General features: G+C 72.9%; 14 protein-coding genes. 13 read left to right on the top strand and 1 reads right to left on the bottom strand.

Annotated elements, in window-relative coordinates; translation table 11 throughout:
- Positions 1–154: 154 nt before the first annotated feature.
- From BIU94_RS01975 to BIU94_RS02035, 13 genes are all read left to right on the top strand, one after another.
- Positions 155–1,468, top strand: a complete 1,314-nt coding sequence (locus tag BIU94_RS01975; protein ID WP_071253696.1) for a homoserine dehydrogenase — start codon at positions 155–157, stop codon at positions 1,466–1,468.
- A complete protein-coding gene (locus BIU94_RS01980; protein WP_071253698.1) occupies positions 1,465–2,757 on the top strand; it encodes an MFS transporter in 1,293 nt (430 codons plus the stop codon). The genes BIU94_RS01975 and BIU94_RS01980 overlap by 4 nt, the downstream gene beginning before the upstream one ends.
- Positions 2,750–3,685 (top strand): amidohydrolase, encoded by a 936-nt coding sequence (locus BIU94_RS01985; protein ID WP_071253727.1) that lies wholly within the window; start codon positions 2,750–2,752, stop codon positions 3,683–3,685. Before BIU94_RS01980 ends, BIU94_RS01985 begins: the two co-directional genes overlap by 8 nt.
- Positions 3,682–4,626 (top strand): amidohydrolase, encoded by a 945-nt coding sequence (locus BIU94_RS01990; protein ID WP_071253699.1) that lies wholly within the window; start codon positions 3,682–3,684, stop codon positions 4,624–4,626. The genes BIU94_RS01985 and BIU94_RS01990 overlap by 4 nt, the downstream gene beginning before the upstream one ends.
- 24 nt (positions 4,627–4,650) lie before the next feature.
- Positions 4,651–5,958 carry an MFS transporter gene (locus BIU94_RS01995; RefSeq protein ID WP_071253700.1) on the top strand — a complete coding sequence of 436 codons (1,308 nt, stop codon included), beginning with the start codon at positions 4,651–4,653 and terminating at the stop codon, positions 5,956–5,958.
- A gap of 80 nt (positions 5,959–6,038) precedes the next feature.
- Complete coding sequence (locus BIU94_RS02000; protein WP_071253702.1) at positions 6,039–7,157, top strand: Lrp/AsnC family transcriptional regulator; 1,119 nt, start codon at positions 6,039–6,041, stop codon at positions 7,155–7,157.
- Positions 7,154–8,101 carry a polysaccharide deacetylase gene (locus BIU94_RS02005; protein ID WP_071253704.1) on the top strand — a complete coding sequence of 316 codons (948 nt, stop codon included), beginning with the start codon at positions 7,154–7,156 and terminating at the stop codon, positions 8,099–8,101. Before BIU94_RS02000 ends, BIU94_RS02005 begins: the two co-directional genes overlap by 4 nt.
- Positions 8,102–8,200: 99 nt before the next feature.
- Positions 8,201–9,544: an MFS transporter gene (locus tag BIU94_RS02010; RefSeq protein WP_071253706.1), complete on the top strand. Its 1,344-nt coding sequence runs from the start codon at positions 8,201–8,203 to the stop codon at positions 9,542–9,544.
- A complete protein-coding gene (locus tag BIU94_RS02015; protein ID WP_071253708.1) occupies positions 9,541–10,371 on the top strand; it encodes an SDR family NAD(P)-dependent oxidoreductase in 831 nt (276 codons plus the stop codon). The genes BIU94_RS02010 and BIU94_RS02015 overlap by 4 nt, the downstream gene beginning before the upstream one ends.
- Positions 10,368–11,396, top strand: a complete 1,029-nt coding sequence (locus tag BIU94_RS17955; RefSeq protein ID WP_071253710.1) for a ketopantoate reductase family protein — start codon at positions 10,368–10,370, stop codon at positions 11,394–11,396. Before BIU94_RS02015 ends, BIU94_RS17955 begins: the two co-directional genes overlap by 4 nt.
- Positions 11,393–12,637 carry a M20/M25/M40 family metallo-hydrolase gene (locus tag BIU94_RS17960; RefSeq protein WP_217639464.1) on the top strand — a complete coding sequence of 415 codons (1,245 nt, stop codon included), beginning with the start codon at positions 11,393–11,395 and terminating at the stop codon, positions 12,635–12,637. Before BIU94_RS17955 ends, BIU94_RS17960 begins: the two co-directional genes overlap by 4 nt.
- A gap of 126 nt (positions 12,638–12,763) precedes the next feature.
- Positions 12,764–13,645 (top strand): serine hydrolase, encoded by an 882-nt coding sequence (locus BIU94_RS02030; protein WP_071253713.1) that lies wholly within the window; start codon positions 12,764–12,766, stop codon positions 13,643–13,645.
- 204 nt (positions 13,646–13,849) lie between these two features.
- Positions 13,850–15,799, top strand: a complete 1,950-nt coding sequence (locus BIU94_RS02035; protein ID WP_071253731.1) for a potassium transporter Kup — start codon at positions 13,850–13,852, stop codon at positions 15,797–15,799.
- A 35-nt stretch (positions 15,800–15,834) separates the two neighbouring features.
- Here the strand turns inward: BIU94_RS02035 and BIU94_RS02040 are convergent, their stop codons facing one another.
- Complete coding sequence (locus BIU94_RS02040) at positions 15,835–18,258, bottom strand: excinuclease ABC subunit UvrA (protein WP_071253715.1); 2,424 nt, start codon at positions 18,256–18,258, stop codon at positions 15,835–15,837.
- Positions 18,259–18,885 lie beyond the last annotated feature (627 nt).

Here is an 18,885-nt window from a genome sequence, read left to right on the forward strand (position 1 = left end):
TCCCGGCGGCCAGCGGTGCCCGCCTTCTGGATGAGACTACACGTGAATCCGTGTGATGAAAGTTGAACAAGTGTGACAGGCGGTGTTACGGTGACGGACGACCGGCGGGCATCCCCTTCGCCCGCCGGTCGCATCGACGACGAGACGAGGACCGATGACGATCCAGCAGCCGACCGGCGCGCAGACCCGTGTGGCACTGACCGGAGCACGCGGCGGGTACGGGCGCACGCTCCTGGCACAGCTCCGGAACGTCGCGGACATGACGCCCACCGTGCTCGTCGACCCGGACGTCGACGGCGTCCGCGCGATGCTCGACGACCTCGCCGTCACCGACGTCGCCGTCGTGCCGGACCTGGTCGACGTCGACTGGAGCGCCGTCGACGTGCTCGTCGAGGCCACCGGACGCGTCGCCGCGGGCGTCGCGTACGCCGAGGCGGCGATCGCGCACGGCGTGCACGTCGTGATGGTGAGCAAGGAGGTCGAGACGGTCGCCGGTGTCGCGCTCGCCGCGACCGCCGCTGCCGCCGGAGTCCGGTACCTGCCCGGGGACGGCGACCAGCCCGCGAACCTCGTCCGCCTGGTCGCCTGGGTCGAGCGGGTCGGTCTCGAGATCGTCGCGCTCGGCAAGTCCGGCGAGTACGACCTGGTCTTCGACCCCGCCGCGGGCACGGTGACCCAGGTCGACGAGCGCATCGACGCGCCCGGCATGGCCGAGCTCCTCGCGCTCGGCGACGACCTGCACGCGACCCTCGACGCCCGGGCACGGCTCGTCGCGCCGCTCAAGCGCCGGGCCGCGGCGGACCACTGCGAGATGGCGGTCGTCGCGCAGTACACCGGGTACACCGCCGACCGCGAGGACCTGCACTACCCGGTCGTCCGGACGGCCGAGCTCGCCGACGTGTACGCCGCCCGCGCCGACGGCGGGATCACGGGCCGTCCCGGCAGCCTCGACGTCTTCTCGATGCTCCGTCTGCCGGACGAGGCCAGCTTCGGCGGCGGCGTGTTCGTCGTGGTGCGCACGGGCGACCCCGAGACGTGGACGCTGCTGGCCGGCAAGGGGCACGTCGTCAGCCGCGACGGCCGCTACGCCTGCGTGTTCTGGCCGTACCACCTGATGGGCGTGGAGACCCCGCTCACCATCGCGGCCGCGGTCGAGGACACCGCCACGACCCCGGTGCCGAGCCAGTCGTCGGTGCTCGCCGGCCGGACCGACGCGCCCGTCGCCGCGGGGACGGTGTTCCGGGTCGCCGGGCACCACCACGAGGTGTCCGGCATCGACCCCGTGCTGCTCTCCGCCGCCGAGGCGGCCGAGGGCACGGCCCCGTTCTACCTGCTCGGCGGCGCGCGCCTGGTGCGCGACCTGCCCGCCGGGCACCTGCTGACCTTCGACGACCTCGAGGACGTCGACCCGACCGGCCGCCGCCTGTTCGACCAGGCCCGCGCCGCGTACCAGGGGACCGTCCGATGAGCGCCACCACGCGGCTCGAGCGCGACGGCGGCACCGCCACCGCACGGCCGACCCGCATCCGCTGGGCGATCGTGGTCCTGCTCTTCGTCTTCTACACGATCAACAGCGTCGACCGCAGCGCCCTCAGCGTGGCGCTGCCCTTCATCAGCGAGGACTTCCACGTCTCCGGCACGGTACAGGGCATCATCCTCAGCTCGTTCTTCTGGTCGTACTGCCTGCTCCAGATCCCCGGTGGCCTGACGGTCGACCGGTTCGGCCCGCGCACCGTCATCGGGATCGCCTCGGTCGTCTGGGGATCGTTCATGGCGGTCGCCGGCTTCGCGGCCAACGCCGTCATGCTCGTGCTCTCGCGTATCGGTCTCGGCGCGTTCGAGGCGCCGTTCATGCCGGCCGCGTCGACCCTGGTGTCGAAGTGGATGCCGCCGCGGAAGCGGGCGAGCGGGGTCACCCTCATCGACAGCGGCGCTCCGCTCGGCGCCGCGGTCGGCGGGCTCCTCGTCGCCTGGCTGATCGGGGCCACCGGGTCGTGGCGCGTCTCCTTCGTCATCATCGGTGTGGCCACCGTGCTGTTCGGGATCGGCGCGTGGGCCTACCTGCGCAACCGGCCGGCCGAGCACCGCTCCGTGAACGCGGCCGAGATCGCCCTCATCGAGCAGGCCGAGGACGAGCAGCAGGACCGCCCCGGCGTGAGCCGCGCCAACGTCGTCGCGATGGTCATCGGTCGTCTCGCGTGGGCGATGGTGTTCTGGGGCCTGGTCACGTGGGGACCGAGCTACCTGTCCGCGGCGCGTGGCCTCGACCTGTCGGCGCTCGGCTTCGCGACCTTCCTCATCTTCCTCTGCGGCGCGGTCGGCGAGATCCTCAGCGGGTTCCTGGCCGACCGACTACAGCGCCGGTTCAGCCGGAACGTCGCGTTCAAGCTGCTCTTCGGCGGGTCCGGCGCCCTGAGCCTCGCCGCACTGGTCGCCCTGCCGTTCGTCAGCGACGCCGGCATCGCCATCGCACTGCTCTGCGTCGGGGTGTTCTGCAACCTGTTCGGCGGCCTCTACTGGACCATCCCCTCGATGCTCGCCAAGCCGAGCAACGTCGGCGTCGTCGGCGGCGTGATGAACTTCGCCGGCACCGCCGCGGGCATCATCGTGCCGATCGCCGCCGGCGTGCTGCTCGACCTGACCGGCGGCTACACCGCGGTGCTCGTGTTCCTCGCGGTCGCGGCGGCCGTCTACCTGGTCGGCTCGCTCTCCATCAACTTCGCCGGGAACGCCCGGACGGGTGCGGCCCGTGCCTGACCCCGGGTACCGCGGGCCGGTCATCGACGCGCACCACCACCTGTGGGACCTGTCCGACGACCGGTACCCGTGGCTCCGGCCCGACGTGCTCGTGCCGCACCGGTACGGCGACTACACAGCGGTGAAGCACGACTACCGCCCCGAGGACCTGCTGCGCGACGCGGCTGGTCAGCACCTCGTCGCCACCGTCACGATGGAGGCCGAGTGGGACCCGGAGGACCCGGTGGGCGAGACCCGGTTCCTCGAGCGGACGGCGTCCGCGTCCGGTGTCCCCGGCGCGATGGCCGCGCAGGCGCGGCTCGACGCCGAGGACGTCGCCGAGGTGCTCGCCGAGCAGGCGTCGCACCCGTCGGTCCGGAGCATCCGGCACAAGCCGGGAGGCCCGGCTCGCCTCGAGCAGGTCGGCTCCGGTCGCACCCGCATGAGCGACCCCCGCTGGCGTGCGGGCTACGCGCTGCTCGCGACCCACGGACTGCACTTCGAACTCCAGACGCCGTGGTGGAACCTGTACGAGGCCGCCGAGCTCGCCGCGGACCACCCGGAGACGCTCGTCGTCGTGAACCACGCCGGGGTCCTGCTCGACCACCGATCGGAGACCGTCGCGGGGTGGCGTGACGCCGTCACCACCGTCGCGCAGCTGCCGAACGTCGTGGTGAAGGCCTCCGGCCTGTGCACCGAGGACGACGGCTGGGACCCGGTGGCCAACCGCGAGGTCGTCGGCACCCTCGTCAGCACCTTCGGCGCCGACCGCGTGATGTTCGGCAGCAACTTCCCGGTCGACGGCATGTTCACCACCTACGCGGCGATGCTCGACGGTCTCCGGTCGATCCTCGCCGACCTGCCCGACGCCGACCAGCGCGCGGTGTTCCACGACACGGCGGACCGCGTCTACCGGCCCGCCCGCATCCCCGAGGAGCGACGACCATGACCACCCCGAGCGAGCACCGACCGCGGATCCTCGACGCGCACCACCACTTCTGGGACCTGGACGGCGACGGCCACTGGCCGTGGATCCAGACTGACGTCGACCCCGACTTCTTCCTCGGCGACTACGCCGCGATGCGCCACACGTTCATGCCCGACGAGTACCGACGGGCCACCGCCGGGTGGGACGTCGTCGGCACGGTGCACTGCGAGGCCGAGCGCTCCCGCACGGAACAGGTCGAGGAGTCCGCGTGGCTCACCGCCCTGCACGCCGCCGACCCGCGGTTCCCGATGGCGGCGGTCGGACACGTGTACTTCACCCAGCCCGACCTCGACGAGGTGCTCGCCGGGCACGCGGCGCACCCGCTCGTCCGCGGCATCCGGTCGAAGCCGGTCACCTCGGTCGGGCCGGGTGCGTCGGTCCGCGGTCTGCCCGGTTCCATGCAGGACCCGGTGTGGCTCGCGGGGCTGCACCGCCTCGCCGAGCACGACTTCAGCTGGGACCTCCGGGTGCCGTACCACCACCTCGCCGAGGCCGCCGACGTCGTCCGGGACATCCCGGGGACCACCGTCGTCGTGAACCACTGCGGTCTGCCGCTCGACCGCAGCGACGACGGGATGCGGATCTGGCGCGACGGCCTGGAGGCGCTCGCCGCCCTGCCGAACACCGTCGTCAAGGTGTCCGAGCTCGGCCTGCCGGGGAACCGGTGGGACCGCGCCTCGAACGAGGTGGTCGTGCGCGAGACCCTCGCCGTCTTCGGCCACGACCGCTCGATGTTCGCCTCGAACCTGCCCGTCGCGACCCTCACCGCGCCCGACTTCGACGAGGTCGTCGACACCGTCCTGTCCGGCGCCGCTGGCGCCACACCCGACCAGCTCGACGCGCTCTTCCACGGCACCGCCGCGCGCGTCTACCGCATCCCGCTCACCGACACCGTCGGCTGACCAGCACCCGAACGAAGGAACCCGATGACCACCGTCAACGACGACGCCCTCTTCCGGAAGGTCTCGACCCGCGTGCTCCCGCTCGCGATGATCGGGTTCTTCCTGTCGTACCTGGACCGCGTGAACATCGGTTTCGCGCAGGAACAGCTCAGCACCGACCTCGGGTTCTCGTACGCCGTGTACGGGCTCGGCGCCGGGCTCTTCTTCGTCGGGTACTTCCTGTTCGAGATCCCGTCGAACCTGATCCTCGCCAAGGTCGGGGCCCGGAAGTGGATCGCCCGCATCATGATCACCTGGGGCCTCATCTCCGGGTGCATGTTCCTCGTGGACTCGGAGACGACGTTCTACGTCCTCCGGTTCCTGCTCGGCGTCGCCGAGGCCGGGTTCATCCCCGGCGTGCTCTTCTACATGGCGCAGTGGTTCCCGGCGAGTCGCCGCGGGCGTGCGTGGGGCATCTTCTACATCGCGCTGGCGGCCTCCGGCGTGGTCGGCGGTCCGGTCTCCGGGATCATCCTCGACGGCATGCGCGGCGTCGCCGGGCTCGACGGCTGGCAGTGGCTGTTCATCATCGAGGCGCTGCCGACGGTCGTCCTCGGCTTCGTGGTGCTGCGCTTCCTGCAGGAGGACCACCGCACGGTCCGCTGGCTCACCGAGCCCGAGCGCGCACGGCTCGGGCACCTGCTCGAGGCGGAGGCCCCGCCCGCCGGGCACACCGGCCTGGCGACGGTGTTCCGCAGCCCGATCATCTGGATGCTCACCGGCATCTACTTCTCGTACAACTTCGCGCTCTACGGCATCAGCTTCTGGCTGCCGAACCTGATCCGCGACCTCGGGGTCGAGGGCGACGTCACCGTGGGGCTGGTGTCCGCGCTGCCGAGCCTCGCGGCGATCGTGGCGATGGTCCTGTTCGGGCGCAGCTCGGACCGGCACGGCGAGCGGAAGAAGCACATCGCCGCGGCCTTCGCCCTCAGCGCGATCGGCTTCGTCACCTGCATCCTCGCCGGCGACAACACGGTGCTCGGGATCATCGGGCTCATGCTCGCCAACGCCGGTGCGCTGTCGATCCCGGCGGTGTTCTGGAGCTTCCAGACGTCGATGCTCACCGGGACGGCCCTGGCGGGCGGCATCGCGCTCATCAACTCGACGGGCAACCTGGCCGGTTTCGCGGCGCCGTACGCGATCGGCGCGGTGAAGGACGCCACCCAGACGGCGACCATCGCGCTCTGGATCACGGCCGGTTTCATGGTGCTCGGCGGGATCCTCGTGCTGACGGTCCGGACCCGCAAGCAGCCGGCGACCGAGCCCGACCGGATCGAGATGCCGAACGTGTGAATGAAAACAACGTGTTACGGCTCGAAGGTGACGAATAGCAACGGTTGACCGCCTCCGAATGATCGAATACGTTGGCTCGCATGTCGATCACGGACGAGGCGCCCCGCCGGGCGGACGACGTCGACCGCGCTGTCCTGCGCGCACTGGCCCACGACGGCCGGGCGTCGTGGGCCGCGATCGGCGAAGCCGCCGGCTGCTCGACGTCTACGGCGCAGCGCCGGGTCACCCGGCTGATCGAGGACGGCTCGGTGCGCGTCATCGCCGCGTCGGACGTCCTCGCCGCCGGGTTCGGCACCGCCACCAAGGTGCGGGTGCGCTCCGGCGCCGCCCGGGCCGACGCCCTCGCCGACGCCCTGGCGCTCCGCCCCGAGGTCCGGTTCGCCGCCACCCTGACGGGGTCGGCGGACTGTACCGCCGAGGTCGTCCTGCCCCGGGTCGCCGACCTGACCGCCTTCCTCAGCACCCTCGAGGTGGACGGCCGCCCGGTCGAGACCGAGGCGCTGCCGATCGTCCGCACCTTCACCGCCCCGTTCACGGTGTTCCCCGGTGACGCCCTCGCCGGCCCGACGCCCCGGTCGGCGACCGCGAACGCCCCGGCACCCGACCCGTCCTCGGGTCAGGGGGTCGCGCCGCTGCACGCCGAGGCGACCCCGGAGGAACAGGCGGTGTTCGCCGCGCTCGTCGACGACGGCCGCAAGCCCCTGACCGACCTGGCCCGCGAGGTCGGCCGCTCCGAGGCGGCCACCCGCCGCACCCTCGAGGACCTGGTGCAGAGCGGCCGGATGCGCATCGGACCGCTCGTCGCCCCGGCGCTGCTCGGCCGCACCACCGAGCTCGAGGTCTGGATCTCGATCGCCCCCGACCGGCTCTCGGCGGCGGCGGCCCAGCTCGCGGCCCACCCGTCGGTGCACTACGCCGCGGCCTCGCTCGGCCGCTACAACCTGATCGGCCAGGTCTTCCTGCCCGACTTCGCCTCGGTGTACGTGTTCACGACCGACGTCCTGGGCGCCCTGCCCGGCGTGCGCGAGGTCGACGTCACCGTGCAGCTCCGCACCGTCAAGCGGATGTGGAGCCGCATCGTCGACGGCCGCTTCGTCCCGCCGGCCGAGCGGGGACCCGGCGACCGCCCGGCCCTCGGCGTGCCCGCCCCCGACCACACCGCCGGACCCCTGACCACCACCGACGGAAGGACCCCGTGAACGACGCACCCCAGCAGCAGCCCTGGCAGTGGGACGAACCGACCTGGCGCGGCCACGTCGAGGCGGTCCGCGCCGGCCGCACCCTGCTCCCGCCTGCCGGCCCCGAGCGCTGGCCGGGCGGCGCCGCCGTCGCGGTGGCGATCTCGTTCGACTCCGACCACGAGACACCCGCGCTCCGCGACGGCGAGACCTCGCCCGGCCGGATGGCGATGGGGGAGTACGGCGCCCGGGCCGCGGTGCCGCGCATCCTCCGACTGCTCGACCGGTACGAGGCACCGTCGTCCTTCTACGTGCCGGCGGTGTGCGCGCTCCTGCGCCCCGACGAGGCCCCGACCTACGTCGAGCACGGCCACGAGGTCGCCGTGCACGGCTGGATCCACGAGCGCAACACGCAGCTCGGCCACGACGACGAACTCGACCTGCTCAGCCGCGCCGTCGACGTGCTCACCAGCCAGACCGGCACCCGGCCGACCGGCATCCGCACCCCGTCGTGGGACTTCAGCGACTCCACGCTCGACGTCGCCCGCGAGCTCGGGTTCCGCTACGACTCATCGCTCATGGCCGACGACGACCCCTACGAGATCCTGCACCAGGGCGAGCCGACCGGCATCGTCGAGATCCCGGTGGACTGGATCCGCGACGACGCGCCCTACCTGATGATGGAGCGCTTCCAGTCGCTGCGGCCGTACACGCCGCCGCACGAGGTCGGCCGGATCTGGCGCGACGAGTTCGACGTGGCGCGCGCCGAGGGCGGCGTCTTCCAGCTCACCATGCACCCGCACTTCATCGGGCACCGGTCGCGCCTCGTCGTCCTCGAGGCCCTCCTCGCCCACATCCGCTCGTTCGACGACGTCTGGTTCACCACCCACGCCGGCCTCGCCGAGCACGTCGCGACCGCGAGCGGTCTCGACCGGCCCGCGTCCGCCACGGACGCGACCCCCTGACGGACGGGAGGCCCGGTGCCGACCCGCCCCGCGCCTCCCGTCCGCTGCTCCACCCGTTCCGCCCCGTCCCCATCCCTCCGCACGGAAGTCGACGCAACGATGACAGCAGGAACCACCGGTCCGGTGACCGGCGCCCCCGGCACCGCCCCGACCACCGTCCACGAGACCCGGCTGACCGCCCGCGGTCGCAAGGCGATCATCGCCGGCGGCATCGGCAACGTCGTCGAGTGGATCGACTGGGCCGTCTACACGACGTTCTCGTCGGTGTTCGGCCACCACTTCTTCCCGCCGGGCAACGACACCGCAGCGCTGCTCGCGACGCTCGCCGTCTTCGCCGTCGGGTTCGTCATGCGGCCCATCGGCGCCGCGGTGCTCGGCGTCTACGCCGACCGGCACGGCCGCAAGAAGGGCCTGATGCTCACCATCGGGCTGATGGCGGTGGCGTCCCTCGTCATCGGCATCACGCCGGACTACGCGACCATCGGCATCGCCGCGCCGATCATCCTGCTCCTCGCCCGACTGGCGCAGGGCTTCTCGGCGGGTGGCGAGTTCGGGTCGTCCTCGGCGTTCCTCGTCGAGTCCGCCGCCCCGAAGCGCCGCGCCTTCGCCGGCTCGTGGCAGCAGGTGTCCGTCGGCGCCGGCGTGCTCATCGCGTCCGGCATCGGGGCGATCATCACCTCGACGCTCTCCGACGAGGCGCTCGACGCCTGGGGCTGGCGCGTCGCCTTCGTGTTCTGCGCGCTCATCGGGCTCGTCGGCATCTGGCTGCGCACCTCGGTCGAGGAGACCGAGTCCTTCACCGCCCAGCGCGACCGCGACGCCGAGGCGGCCGGGCCGAAGCGGAACGCCCTCGTCGCGATGTTCCGGGACCACCCGGGTGCGACCGCCCGCGTCTTCGGCATCACCATCGCCGGCACGCTGCTCTACTACATGTGGGTCTCGTACATGCCCACCTACGCCCACGTCACCACCGGCATCCCGCTCAACCAGGCGCTCATCGCCAACGTCGTCGCGATGGTGGTCTTCCTGGTCCTGCTGCCGTTCGCCGGCATCCTGTCCGACAAGATCGGCCGCAAGCCGACGATGGCCGCGTTCGCCGGGGGCTTCCTGCTCCTCGCCTGGCCCGCCTTCACCTTCCTGTCCGGCAGCTTCTGGTCGCTGCTGCTCATCCAGGTCCTCGGCATCCTGCTCCTGCTCGGCTACTCGGCGAACTGCGCGGCGATCATGGCGGAGCAGTTCCCGCCCGAGGTCCGCGCCACCGGCATCGGCCTGCCCTACGCGCTCGCCGTGGCGATCTTCGGCGGCACGGCGCCGTACATCACGACCTGGCTGAGCGGGGCCGGGCTCGGGCACCTCGTCTGGGTCTACTGCGCGATCGCCGCGGCCATCGGGCTGGTCGTCTACCTGACCATGCCGGAGACGAAGGGCAAGGTGCTCCGGTGAGCCGACACGTCCTGGTGACCGGTGCGGCGAGCGGGATCGGCCTGTCGGTGGCGCAGCACGCGGCCGCAGCCGGCGACGACGTCACGCTCGTCGACCACCGGCCGGAGGCGCTCGACGCGGCCGCCGACACGGTGCGGGCGGTCGCCGGCTCCGGCACGGCCGACGGCGGGCGCGTGGCCGTGCTCGTGGCGGACCTGCGCGACCCGGAGGCACCGGCGTCGGTCGTGTCGACGGCGTGGGACACCGCACCGGTCGACGTCCTGGTGAACGCCGCCGGTGTCTACCCGGCGACCCCGTTCCTCGAGCTCGACGCCGCCACCTGGGACGGCGTGCAGGACGTCAACGTCCGCGCGCCGCTCCTGGCCACCGTGACGCTGGGCCGGCTCGCCACCGCCGCGGGACGGACCCCCTCGGTCGTGAACATCACCTCGGGAGCGGCCCTCCGCGCCCGACCCGGAGCAGCGCCGTACAGCACGTCGAAGGCCGCCCTCGAGATGGTGACCCGCGCCAGCGCGCTCGAGCTCGGCGCCGCCGGCATCCGCGTGAACGCCGTCGCGCCCGGGTTCGTCGTGGTGGACAGCACGGTGAACCCGGTGAGCGACGAGTACGCCGCCGCCGTGTCGCCGAACCCGCTCGGCCGACCCGGCGCACCGGCCGACATCGCGAAGGCCGTCCTCTGGCTCGCCGACCCGGAGCAGTCCGGCTGGGTGACCGGCACGGTCCTGCGGGTCGACGGCGGCTCGTCCACCGGCGCACACACGCTGCCGCTCAGCACCACCACGTCGACGCCCGGTACCGACAGCACACGACAGGGAGTCCCCGCATGACCGACCGCACCCCGTACACGATCGTCGGCGCCGGAGCCATCGGCGGCACCCTCGCCGTCCACCTCGTCGCTGCCGGCGTCCCCGTCCAGCTCGTCGACGCCGACCCCGAGCACGTCGCAGCCGTCCGGGCCGACGGCCTGCGCTTGCGCACCGCGGCGGGCGAGCAGACCGCCCGCATCCCGATCTGGCACGTCGACGACCCGGACGCCCCCGCGACGCTCGGGCCGGTGCTGCTCGCCGTCAAGGCCCTGGCCACCGACGCCGCCGCCGCGTGGATCGCACCCCGACTCGCCGCCGACGGCTGGGTCGCATCGCTGCAGAACGGCCTGAACGAGGCCACCATCGCCGCGCACGTCGGCGCGGACCGCACCGTCACCGCGTTCGTCGACCTGTTCGCCGACGTCGTCGCCCCCGGTGTGGTGCAGGACGGCGGCCTCGGTGCGATGGCCCTCGGCGAGTACGCCGGCGGCACGAGCGACCGCACCCGGCAGCTCGCCGAGGACCTGCGGCAGTGGGGCGACCCCGTCGTCACCGACAACGTCGCCGGCTTCCTGTGGTCGAAGCTGGCCTTCGGCGCCATGCTCACCGCCACCGCCCTCGCCGACGAGGACATGAGCGTGCTCATCGACCGCAACCGCACCGTGATGACGGCGCTCGCGCGCGAGGTGCTGGCCGTCACCGAGGCGCAGGGCATCGTCGCCGAGCCGTTCGACGCGTTCGAGCCGAGCGCCTTCGCCCCGGGGGCACCGCCCGCCGCGACGACCGCGGCGCTCGACGCCCTGGTGGCCTGGCTCGCCACGCAGTCGAAGACCCGGTCCGGCATCTGGCGGGACATCGCCGTCCGGCACCGGAAGACCGAGGTGCCGCTGCACTACGCGCCCGTGGTCGCCCGCGGCGACGAGCTCGGCGTGCCGACGCCGGGCATCAGCGCGCTCGTCGACGAGATCGTCGCCGTGCAGGACGGCGCCCCGATGGACGAGTCGCGGATCCGCGGGCTCGTCGCGGCCGTGGGAGCGGGCCGGTGACCGCCCACGACGGCGCGACCGCCCACGACGGCGCGACCGCCTTCGACGGCGCGACCGCCCGGGACGGCGCCACCGCCGCGACCGGCACCGACGCCGAGCTCCTCGACGCCGTGCGGGCCCGACGGTCCCGGATGGTCGACGACCTCGTGGCGTACATCGAGACCGAGACCCCCTCGGACGACACCGGGCTGCTGCGCGCCGGCCTCGAGCACGTCGAGCGGTTCCTCGCCGCCACGGTCGGCCCGTTCACGGCCCGCGCCCTGCACGAACCGGACGGGTACGGCCCCGTCGTCGTCGGCGACCTCGTCGCACCCGTGCCCACCGACGCCTGGGCCGTGGTGCTCTGCCACTACGACACCGTGTGGGCCGCCGGCACCCTCGCCGAGTGGCCCGTCCGCACCGACGGCTCACGGCTCACCGGACCGGGCGCCTACGACATGAAGGCCGGCCTGGTGCAGTTCGCCCACGCCGTCGCCGTGCTCGACGCAGCCGGGGCCGCCCGCCCCAACGTGCGCCTCGTGCTGAACGGCGACGAGGAGATCGGCAGCGGCGGCTCACGACCCGTCATCGAGGACACCGTGCGCCGCACCCCGGGCCCGGTCCTGGTCTTCGAGGCCTCGGCCGGGGCGGACGGCGCGCTGAAGACCGCACGGAAGGGCGTCGGCCTGTTCGACGTGCACGTCCGCGGCGTCGAGGTGCACGCCGGGCTCCACCCCACCGGCGGTGCGAGCGCGATCGACGAGGTCGCCCGTGTCGTCCTCGCCCTGCACGGCGCCGCCGACCTCGACGCCGGGACGTCGCTCAACGTCGGGGTGCTCAGCGGCGGCACGCGCCCGAACGTCCGGGCCGGGGCGGCGACCGCGGCGCTCGACGTCCGGGTGTCCTCGGAACCGGAGTCCCGGCGCATCGACGGGGTCCTCGCCGGCCTGACGCCGCACGACCCCGCCGCGTCGATCGAGGTCACCGGCGACTGGAACCGGCCCGTGATGGAGCGCACCGACCGGAACGTGCGGCTCTTCCGGGTCGCCGAGACCGCCGCGACGGCCCTCGGGCTGACGGTCACCGAGACGAGCGTCGGCGGCGCCAGCGACGGGAACTTCGCCGCGGCGCTCGGTGCCGCGGTCCTCGACGGACTCGGCGCGGTCGGCGAAGGCGCACACGCCCGCCACGAGTTCGTGGACCTCGACCGGATGGTCGAACGGACCGCCCTGGCGGCGGGGGTGCTGCGCCGACTGGCGTAGCACTTCGACAGCCGTCCGCTGTGGCGTGAGATCGCACTCCGGCCCGGTTCGTCGTCGGGGTTCCGGGCCGGAGTGCGATCTCGCCGCGACCGACGTCCTGGACCCCCGCGTACGAGAGGATGCACTGTGACCCGTGCGACCAGCCTCCTCGACGCGATCGTCCGGTACGTCGACGCGACCGGCTTCGTCGCCCACGGCGTGCACGTCCGCGCCGGTGACGACACCGCCGCGCACCACTGGACCCCCGACGTCCGCCGCGAGGTCCACTCCGTCGCCAAGGGCGTCTGCGTCCTGGCCACGGGCATCGCCGCCGACGACGGCCTGGTCGACGTCGACGAACCGGTCGCCGCGTCGCTGCCGGGCCTGGTCCGTGGCGCCGGTGTCGACGAGGTCACCCTCCGCCACCTGCTCACCATGACGAGCGGCATCGACATGCCCTGGTCGCCGACGGAGCTGACCGACTGGCCGGACCTGGCCGCCGAGTTCCTCGCCCGGCCGTCCCGCGGTCGGGTCTTCCAGTACGCCAACGTCAGCACCTACACCGCGATGCGCGTGCTCGAGACGAAGGTCGGCGACGTCGGCGCCTTCGTCTCGCGACGACTGTTCGACCCGCTCGGCATCGACGACGTGCACTGGGCGCGGTGCCCGAACGGGTTCGTCGCCGCGGGGGAGGGCCTGGCCCTCCGCACCGGGGAACTCGCCCGCATCGGGCGGCTCCTGCGCGACCGTGGGGTGTCCGACGGGCGACGGATCGTCGGCGCGCGGTGGTGCGACGCGATGCACACCGACTGGGTGCACCGGCAGGGTTCCGGCCCCGGCTACGACCGGTACGCGATGGCCGGGTGGGGCGGTCCGGGTCGGCTCTGGCGCCTGCACGGCGCGTACGGCCAGATGCTGCTCCTCGACGAGGCCGGCGACACCGTCGTCACGGTCACCGCCGACGACCACGCCAGCGCGGACGCGCTCGCCGCGTTCGTCGCCGCCGACCTGGCGGACATGGCGGGCTGACCGGGCGGGCGCGCGCGTGGGGCTGCCGCGACCAGGGCGGACGGGAGGCACGGGGCGGCCCCGCCACGGGCCTCTCGTCCGACCGGTGCGCGCGACGAGAGCCGCCGTGCGCACGCCCGTGCGCCACCTGCACGCGATCCCCGCGAACGGTGCCATGATGAGCGACGGCCGTCTCCCGGACGGCCGGAGACGGAAGTGGCGAGCGTGACCGAGACCCGCTCTGGAACACCGACCACCGAGACCACCGAGGACGGTGGGCACGGTCCGCGCAAGGGCGTCGCCGTCCTCGCGCTCGCCGCGCTCGGCGTGGTCTTCGGCGACATCGGCACGAGTCCGCTGTACGCGCTGCGCACGGTGTTCACCATCGACGACGGACTGGTGCGCGCGAACCAGGAGGACGTCTACGGCGTCATCTCGATGATGTTCTGGAGCGTCACGATCATCGTCTCGATCAAGTACGTGCTGGTGCTCATGCGCGCCGACAACGACGGCGAGGGCGGGGTGATGGCGCTCGCCGCGCTGGCCCGACGGCTCTACGCCAAGCGCCGCGGCGGCGCGACGATCTTCCTGGTGATCGGTATCGTCGGCGTCTCGCTCTTCTACGGCGACTCCGTGATCACGCCCGCCGTGTCGGTGCTGTCCGCGGTCGAGGGACTCGGCACCGCAGCGCCCTCGGTCGAGCACCTGGTCGTGCCGATCGCCGCGGTCATCCTCATCGTGCTGTTCGCGGTCCAGCGGTTCGGCACCGGCAAGGTCGGCAACCTGTTCGGCCCGGTGATGCTGCTCTGGTTCGTGGTCATCGCCGTCGCGGGCGTCCCGCACATCCTGGCGCACCCCGGCGTGCTGCAGGGGCTGTCGCCGACGTGGGCGATCGCGTTCACCTTCGCCCACCCGTACGCCACGTTCGTGGCGATGGGCGCGGTCGTCCTGGTGATCACCGGCGCCGAGGCCCTCTACGCCGACATGGGGCACTTCGGCCGGGCGCCGATCCTGCGCGCCTGGTTCTTCGTCGTGTTCCCCGCGCTCGTGCTCAACTACCTCGGGCAGGCCTCGCTCGTGCTGAGCGACCCGACGGCCGCGAAGGACCCGTTCTTCCTGCTGTTCCCGGACGCACTGCGGATCCCGGTCGTCGTGCTGGCCACGCTCGCGACGGTCATCGCCAGCCAGGCGGTCATCTCCGGGGCGTTCTCGCTCACCCGGCAGGCGATCCAGCTCGGGCTGCTGCCGCCGCTCACGATCCGGCAGACCTCACGGCAGGAGAGCGGGCAGATCTACCTGCCGGCGGTGAACCTGCTGCTGTTCATCGGCGTGCTGGCGATCATGCTCGCGTTCCGGTCCTCGGCGAACCTCGCCACCGCGTACGGGGTGTCCGTCACCGGCGCGCTCGTCGTGGACACCCTGCTGCTGCTCCTGGTCGTGCGACCGCTGTGGCGGTGGAAGCCCTGGAAGCTCGTCGTCGCCGCGGTGGCCTTCGGCGGTCTCGAGCTGACGTTCCTGGCCGGCAACCTGTCGAAGATCGTGCACGGCGGCTGGGTCCCGCTCCTCATCGCACTCGCCGTGATCACGGTGATGACCACCTGGCGCCGCGGCCGTGCACTCGTGCAGGAGGAACGGAAGGAACGCGAGGGGTCCCTCGCCGACTTCATCGACCGGGTGAACGAGAAGCACATCCCGCGGGTGCCCGGGGTCGCGGTCTTCCCGCACCCGAACAAGGAGACCACCCCGCTGGCCCTCCGCGCGAACGTGGAGCACAACCGGGTGGTGCACCGCACCGTGATCATCGTGTCCGTCCTCACCGCGAACGTGCCGCACGTGCCGCACGCGAAGGCGTTCTTCCGCGACGACCTCGGCTACGCCGACGACGGCATCGACCACATCACCGTGAAGTTCGGGTTCTCCGACGACCAGGACCTGCCGAAGGCCCTGCACGCCGCCTGCCTCGCCGACGTCCTGCAGATCGACCCCGACGAGATGCAGCGCGCGTCGTACTTCATCTCGCGCGGTGCGCTCCGGCCGATGCCGGGCAACCGGGGCATGGTGTCGTGGCGGAAGAAGCTGTTCGTCGGGCTCGCCCACAACGCGGCCGACCCGGCGGCACGGTTCGCCCTGCCCGCCCAACGCACGGTGACGATGGGCAGCGACGTCGAGATCTGACCGCGCGGCCGCGGGTCGCTGCCGCTGCCGCGGTGTCAGCGGCCCAGCTGGGCCCGCAGGTACGGAGCGGTCCGGCTGTCGGCGGACCCGGCGACCTCGTCGGGCGTCCCGGCGGCGACGACACGGCCCCCCGCTGCGCCACCGCCCGGCCCCATGTCGACGACGTGGTCGGCACTCGCCACGACGTCCATCGCGTGCTCGACGACCACCACGGTGTTGCCCGCGTCGGTCAGCCGCGCGAGCTGCGCGGTGAGCAGCTCGACGTCCGCCGGGTGCAGGCCGGTGGTCGGCTCGTCGAGCAGGTAGAGCGTGTGCCCGGTGCGGGCACGCTGCAGCTCCGTCGCGAGCTTGATGCGCTGCGCCTCGCCGCCGGACAGCTCCGGTGCCGGCTGCCCGAGCCGCAGGTAGCCGAGCCCGACCTCGCGCATCGTCTCGAGCCCGCGCGCCGCGGCGGGCAGCGACGCCAGGAACGGCGCGGCCTCGTCCACGGTCATCCCGAGGACGTCCGCGATCGACGCACCGTTCCACCGCACCTCGAGCGTCTCCGCCGTGTACCGGGAACCGTGGCACTCCGGGCACGGGGCCCAGCTGCCCGGCAGGAACAGCAGCTCGACGGACACCGACCCCTCGCCCTGGCAGACCTCGCACCGGCCGCCGGCGACGTTGAACGAGAACCGTCCCGCGGTCCAGCCGCGGGCCTTCGCCTCGTCGGTGGCGGCGAACGCCGCCCGGACCGTGTCGAACAGGCCCGTGTACGTCGCGAGGTTCGACCGCGGCGTGCGGCCGATCGGCTTCTGGTCCACCTGGACGACGCGGTCGACCAGCGGGTGCTCGGTCGCGACCGCGGGCAGGACCCCGCCGACGAGCGAGGACTTGCCCGAGCCGCTCACCCCGGTGACGGCGGTGAGCACCCCGAGGGGCAGGTCCACGTCGAGGCCGTCCAGGTTGTGCAGCGTCACGTCGCGCAGCTCGAGCGTGCCGATCGGGGTCCGCGCGACCCGTTCGTCGTCGCGGACGCGGGGCTCCAGGTACCGGCGGGTGCGCGAGGCCTCGACGTCGGCGAGTCCGGCCACCGGCCCGCTGTACAGCACGGTGCCGCCGCCGGACCCCGCACCGGGACCGACGTCCACGATCCAGTCGGCCCGACGCACGATGCTCATGTCGTGCTCGACGACGAAGACGCTGTTGCCGCCCGCCCGCAGGTCGTCGAGCACCTCGACGAGGGACTCGGCGTCGGCGGGGTGCAACCCGGCGCTCGGCTCGTCGAGCACGTACACGACGCCGAACAGGCCCGAGCGCAGCTGCGTGGCGATGCGCAGCCGCTGCGTCTCACCCGGGGACAGCGTGGGCGTCGCCCGGTCGAGCGCCAGGTACCCGAGCCCCAGTCCGACGAGGACCTCGACCCGTGCCACGAGGTCGCGCGAGATCGCCACGGCGACCTCGGTGTGCTCGCCCGACGACGCACGGCTCGTCGCGGCGGCGGCGTCGGTGATGGATGCGATCGGCCGCAGGACCTCGGTGAGCCCGGTGAACGGCATCGCGTTGAGCTCGGCGATCGAGTGCCCGCCGACCGTGACGGCCAGGGCCGCCCGGGTCAGACCGGTGCCGCCGCAGAGACCGCACGGCCCGGACTCGACGAACTGCAGCACCTTCGTGCGCTGGGTCTCGCTCTGCGAGTCGGCGAGGGTGTGCATCACGAACTGCCGCGCGCTCCAGAACCGCCCCTTGTACGGCTTCGCGACCCGGTCCCGCTTCGGGTGCACCTGCACGACGGGCTGCTCCTCGGTGAAGAGCAGCCAGTCGCGGTCCTCCCGCGGCAGGTCACGCCACGGCCGGTCGATGTCGTAGCCGAGCACGGCGGTCACGTCCCGCAGGTTCTTGCCCTGCCAGGCGCCCGGCCACGCGGTGATCGCGCCGTCGCGGATGCTCAGCGAGGGGTCGTGCACGGCCGAGGCCTCGGTCACCTCGTGCGCGACACCGAGCCCGTGGCACCGCGGGCAGGCGCCGGCGACCGTGTTCGGGGAGAACGAGTCCGATTCGAGCCGCTCGGCACCCGGCGGGTACGTCCCCGCACGCGAGAACAGCATCCGCATCGAGTTCGACAGCGTCGTCAGGGTGCCGACGGTGGAGCGGGAGCTCGGAGCACCCCGTCGCTGCTGCAGCGCGACCGCCGGCGGCAGCCCCGTGATCGAGTCGACGTGCGGGGTCGACCCCTGCGCGATGAGCCGGCGGGCGTAGGGCGCGACGGACTCCAGGAACCGACGCTGCGCCTCGGCGAACACCGTCCCGAAGGCGAGCGACGACTTCCCCGACCCGGACACCCCGGTGAACGCGACGATCCGGTCGCGCGGGATGTCCACGTCGACGTCCCGCAGGTTGTTCTCGCGGGCACCGCGGACGCGGATGAAGTCGTCCGGTCCGGGGGTGTCGTGGGGCGCGGTCGAGCGGGGAGTGGGCATCTGATCGATCGTAGGCGCGGCCGCTGGGCGGTCGCGGTCGCGGTCGCGGGGCGTGGGGCCTGGCGGGGCGGGGCGTGGGCGTGGGTTTCGGGCAGGGGGCGGGTGCGGGTCCGTGCGCGTCTGCGTGTGCGTGTGCGTGTTCTTTCCCATCGTGTGTGGGATGGGAAGCTGTTTCGCGCGTAGGTGGTCAGAACGAATGGCTTCCCATGCGCGGAATGTCTCACCACGTGCGGGATGTCAGGCGGTGTCGCGGTGACGCGGTGACGGTCCGTTGTGCCGGTGGGACGACGGGCGCGGTCGGGCGGGGCTCGGGAGGACCGGTGGGCGCGCGGTGCTGACGGTCTTGGTTCGTGGGGGCCGGGTTTCGGGAACCAGGACCGTCACGGCGTGCTGCTGGTCCCGCGGTGCGCCGGGTCCGGGCGGGTGTTCCTTCCCATCGCCCGTGAGATGGAAAGGTAATTCGCGCGTAGGTGGCCGGAACATCGGGCTTCCTACGCGCGGAACGTCACACCATGCGCGGAACGACCACCCATGCGCGGAACAGCACCCGCGAACCACACTCGGGGCGTGCAGAAGGGCCGCCCTGGTTGCCCGGGGCGGCCCTTCGCGGTGGTGCGGGGTGTTACT

The sequence above is a fragment of the Curtobacterium sp. MMLR14_006 genome (genome assembly GCF_001864985.1).
GTDB lineage: Bacteria > Actinomycetota > Actinomycetes > Actinomycetales > Microbacteriaceae > Curtobacterium.

Coding starts and splice junctions, on each gene's coding strand:
- BIU94_RS01975 (WP_071253696.1), top strand. CDS start 155: ATGACGATCCAGCAGCCGACCGGCGCGCAGACCCGTGTGGCACTGACC.
- BIU94_RS01980 (WP_071253698.1), top strand. CDS start 1,465: ATGAGCGCCACCACGCGGCTCGAGCGCGACGGCGGCACCGCCACCGCA.
- BIU94_RS01990 (WP_071253699.1), top strand. CDS start 3,682: ATGACCACCCCGAGCGAGCACCGACCGCGGATCCTCGACGCGCACCAC.
- BIU94_RS01995 (WP_071253700.1), top strand. CDS start 4,651: ATGACCACCGTCAACGACGACGCCCTCTTCCGGAAGGTCTCGACCCGC.
- BIU94_RS02000 (WP_071253702.1), top strand. CDS start 6,039: ATGTCGATCACGGACGAGGCGCCCCGCCGGGCGGACGACGTCGACCGC.
- BIU94_RS02010 (WP_071253706.1), top strand. CDS start 8,201: ATGACAGCAGGAACCACCGGTCCGGTGACCGGCGCCCCCGGCACCGCC.
- BIU94_RS17955 (WP_071253710.1), top strand. CDS start 10,368: ATGACCGACCGCACCCCGTACACGATCGTCGGCGCCGGAGCCATCGGC.
- BIU94_RS02040 (WP_071253715.1), bottom strand. CDS start 18,258: ATGCCCACTCCCCGCTCGACCGCGCCCCACGACACCCCCGGACCGGAC.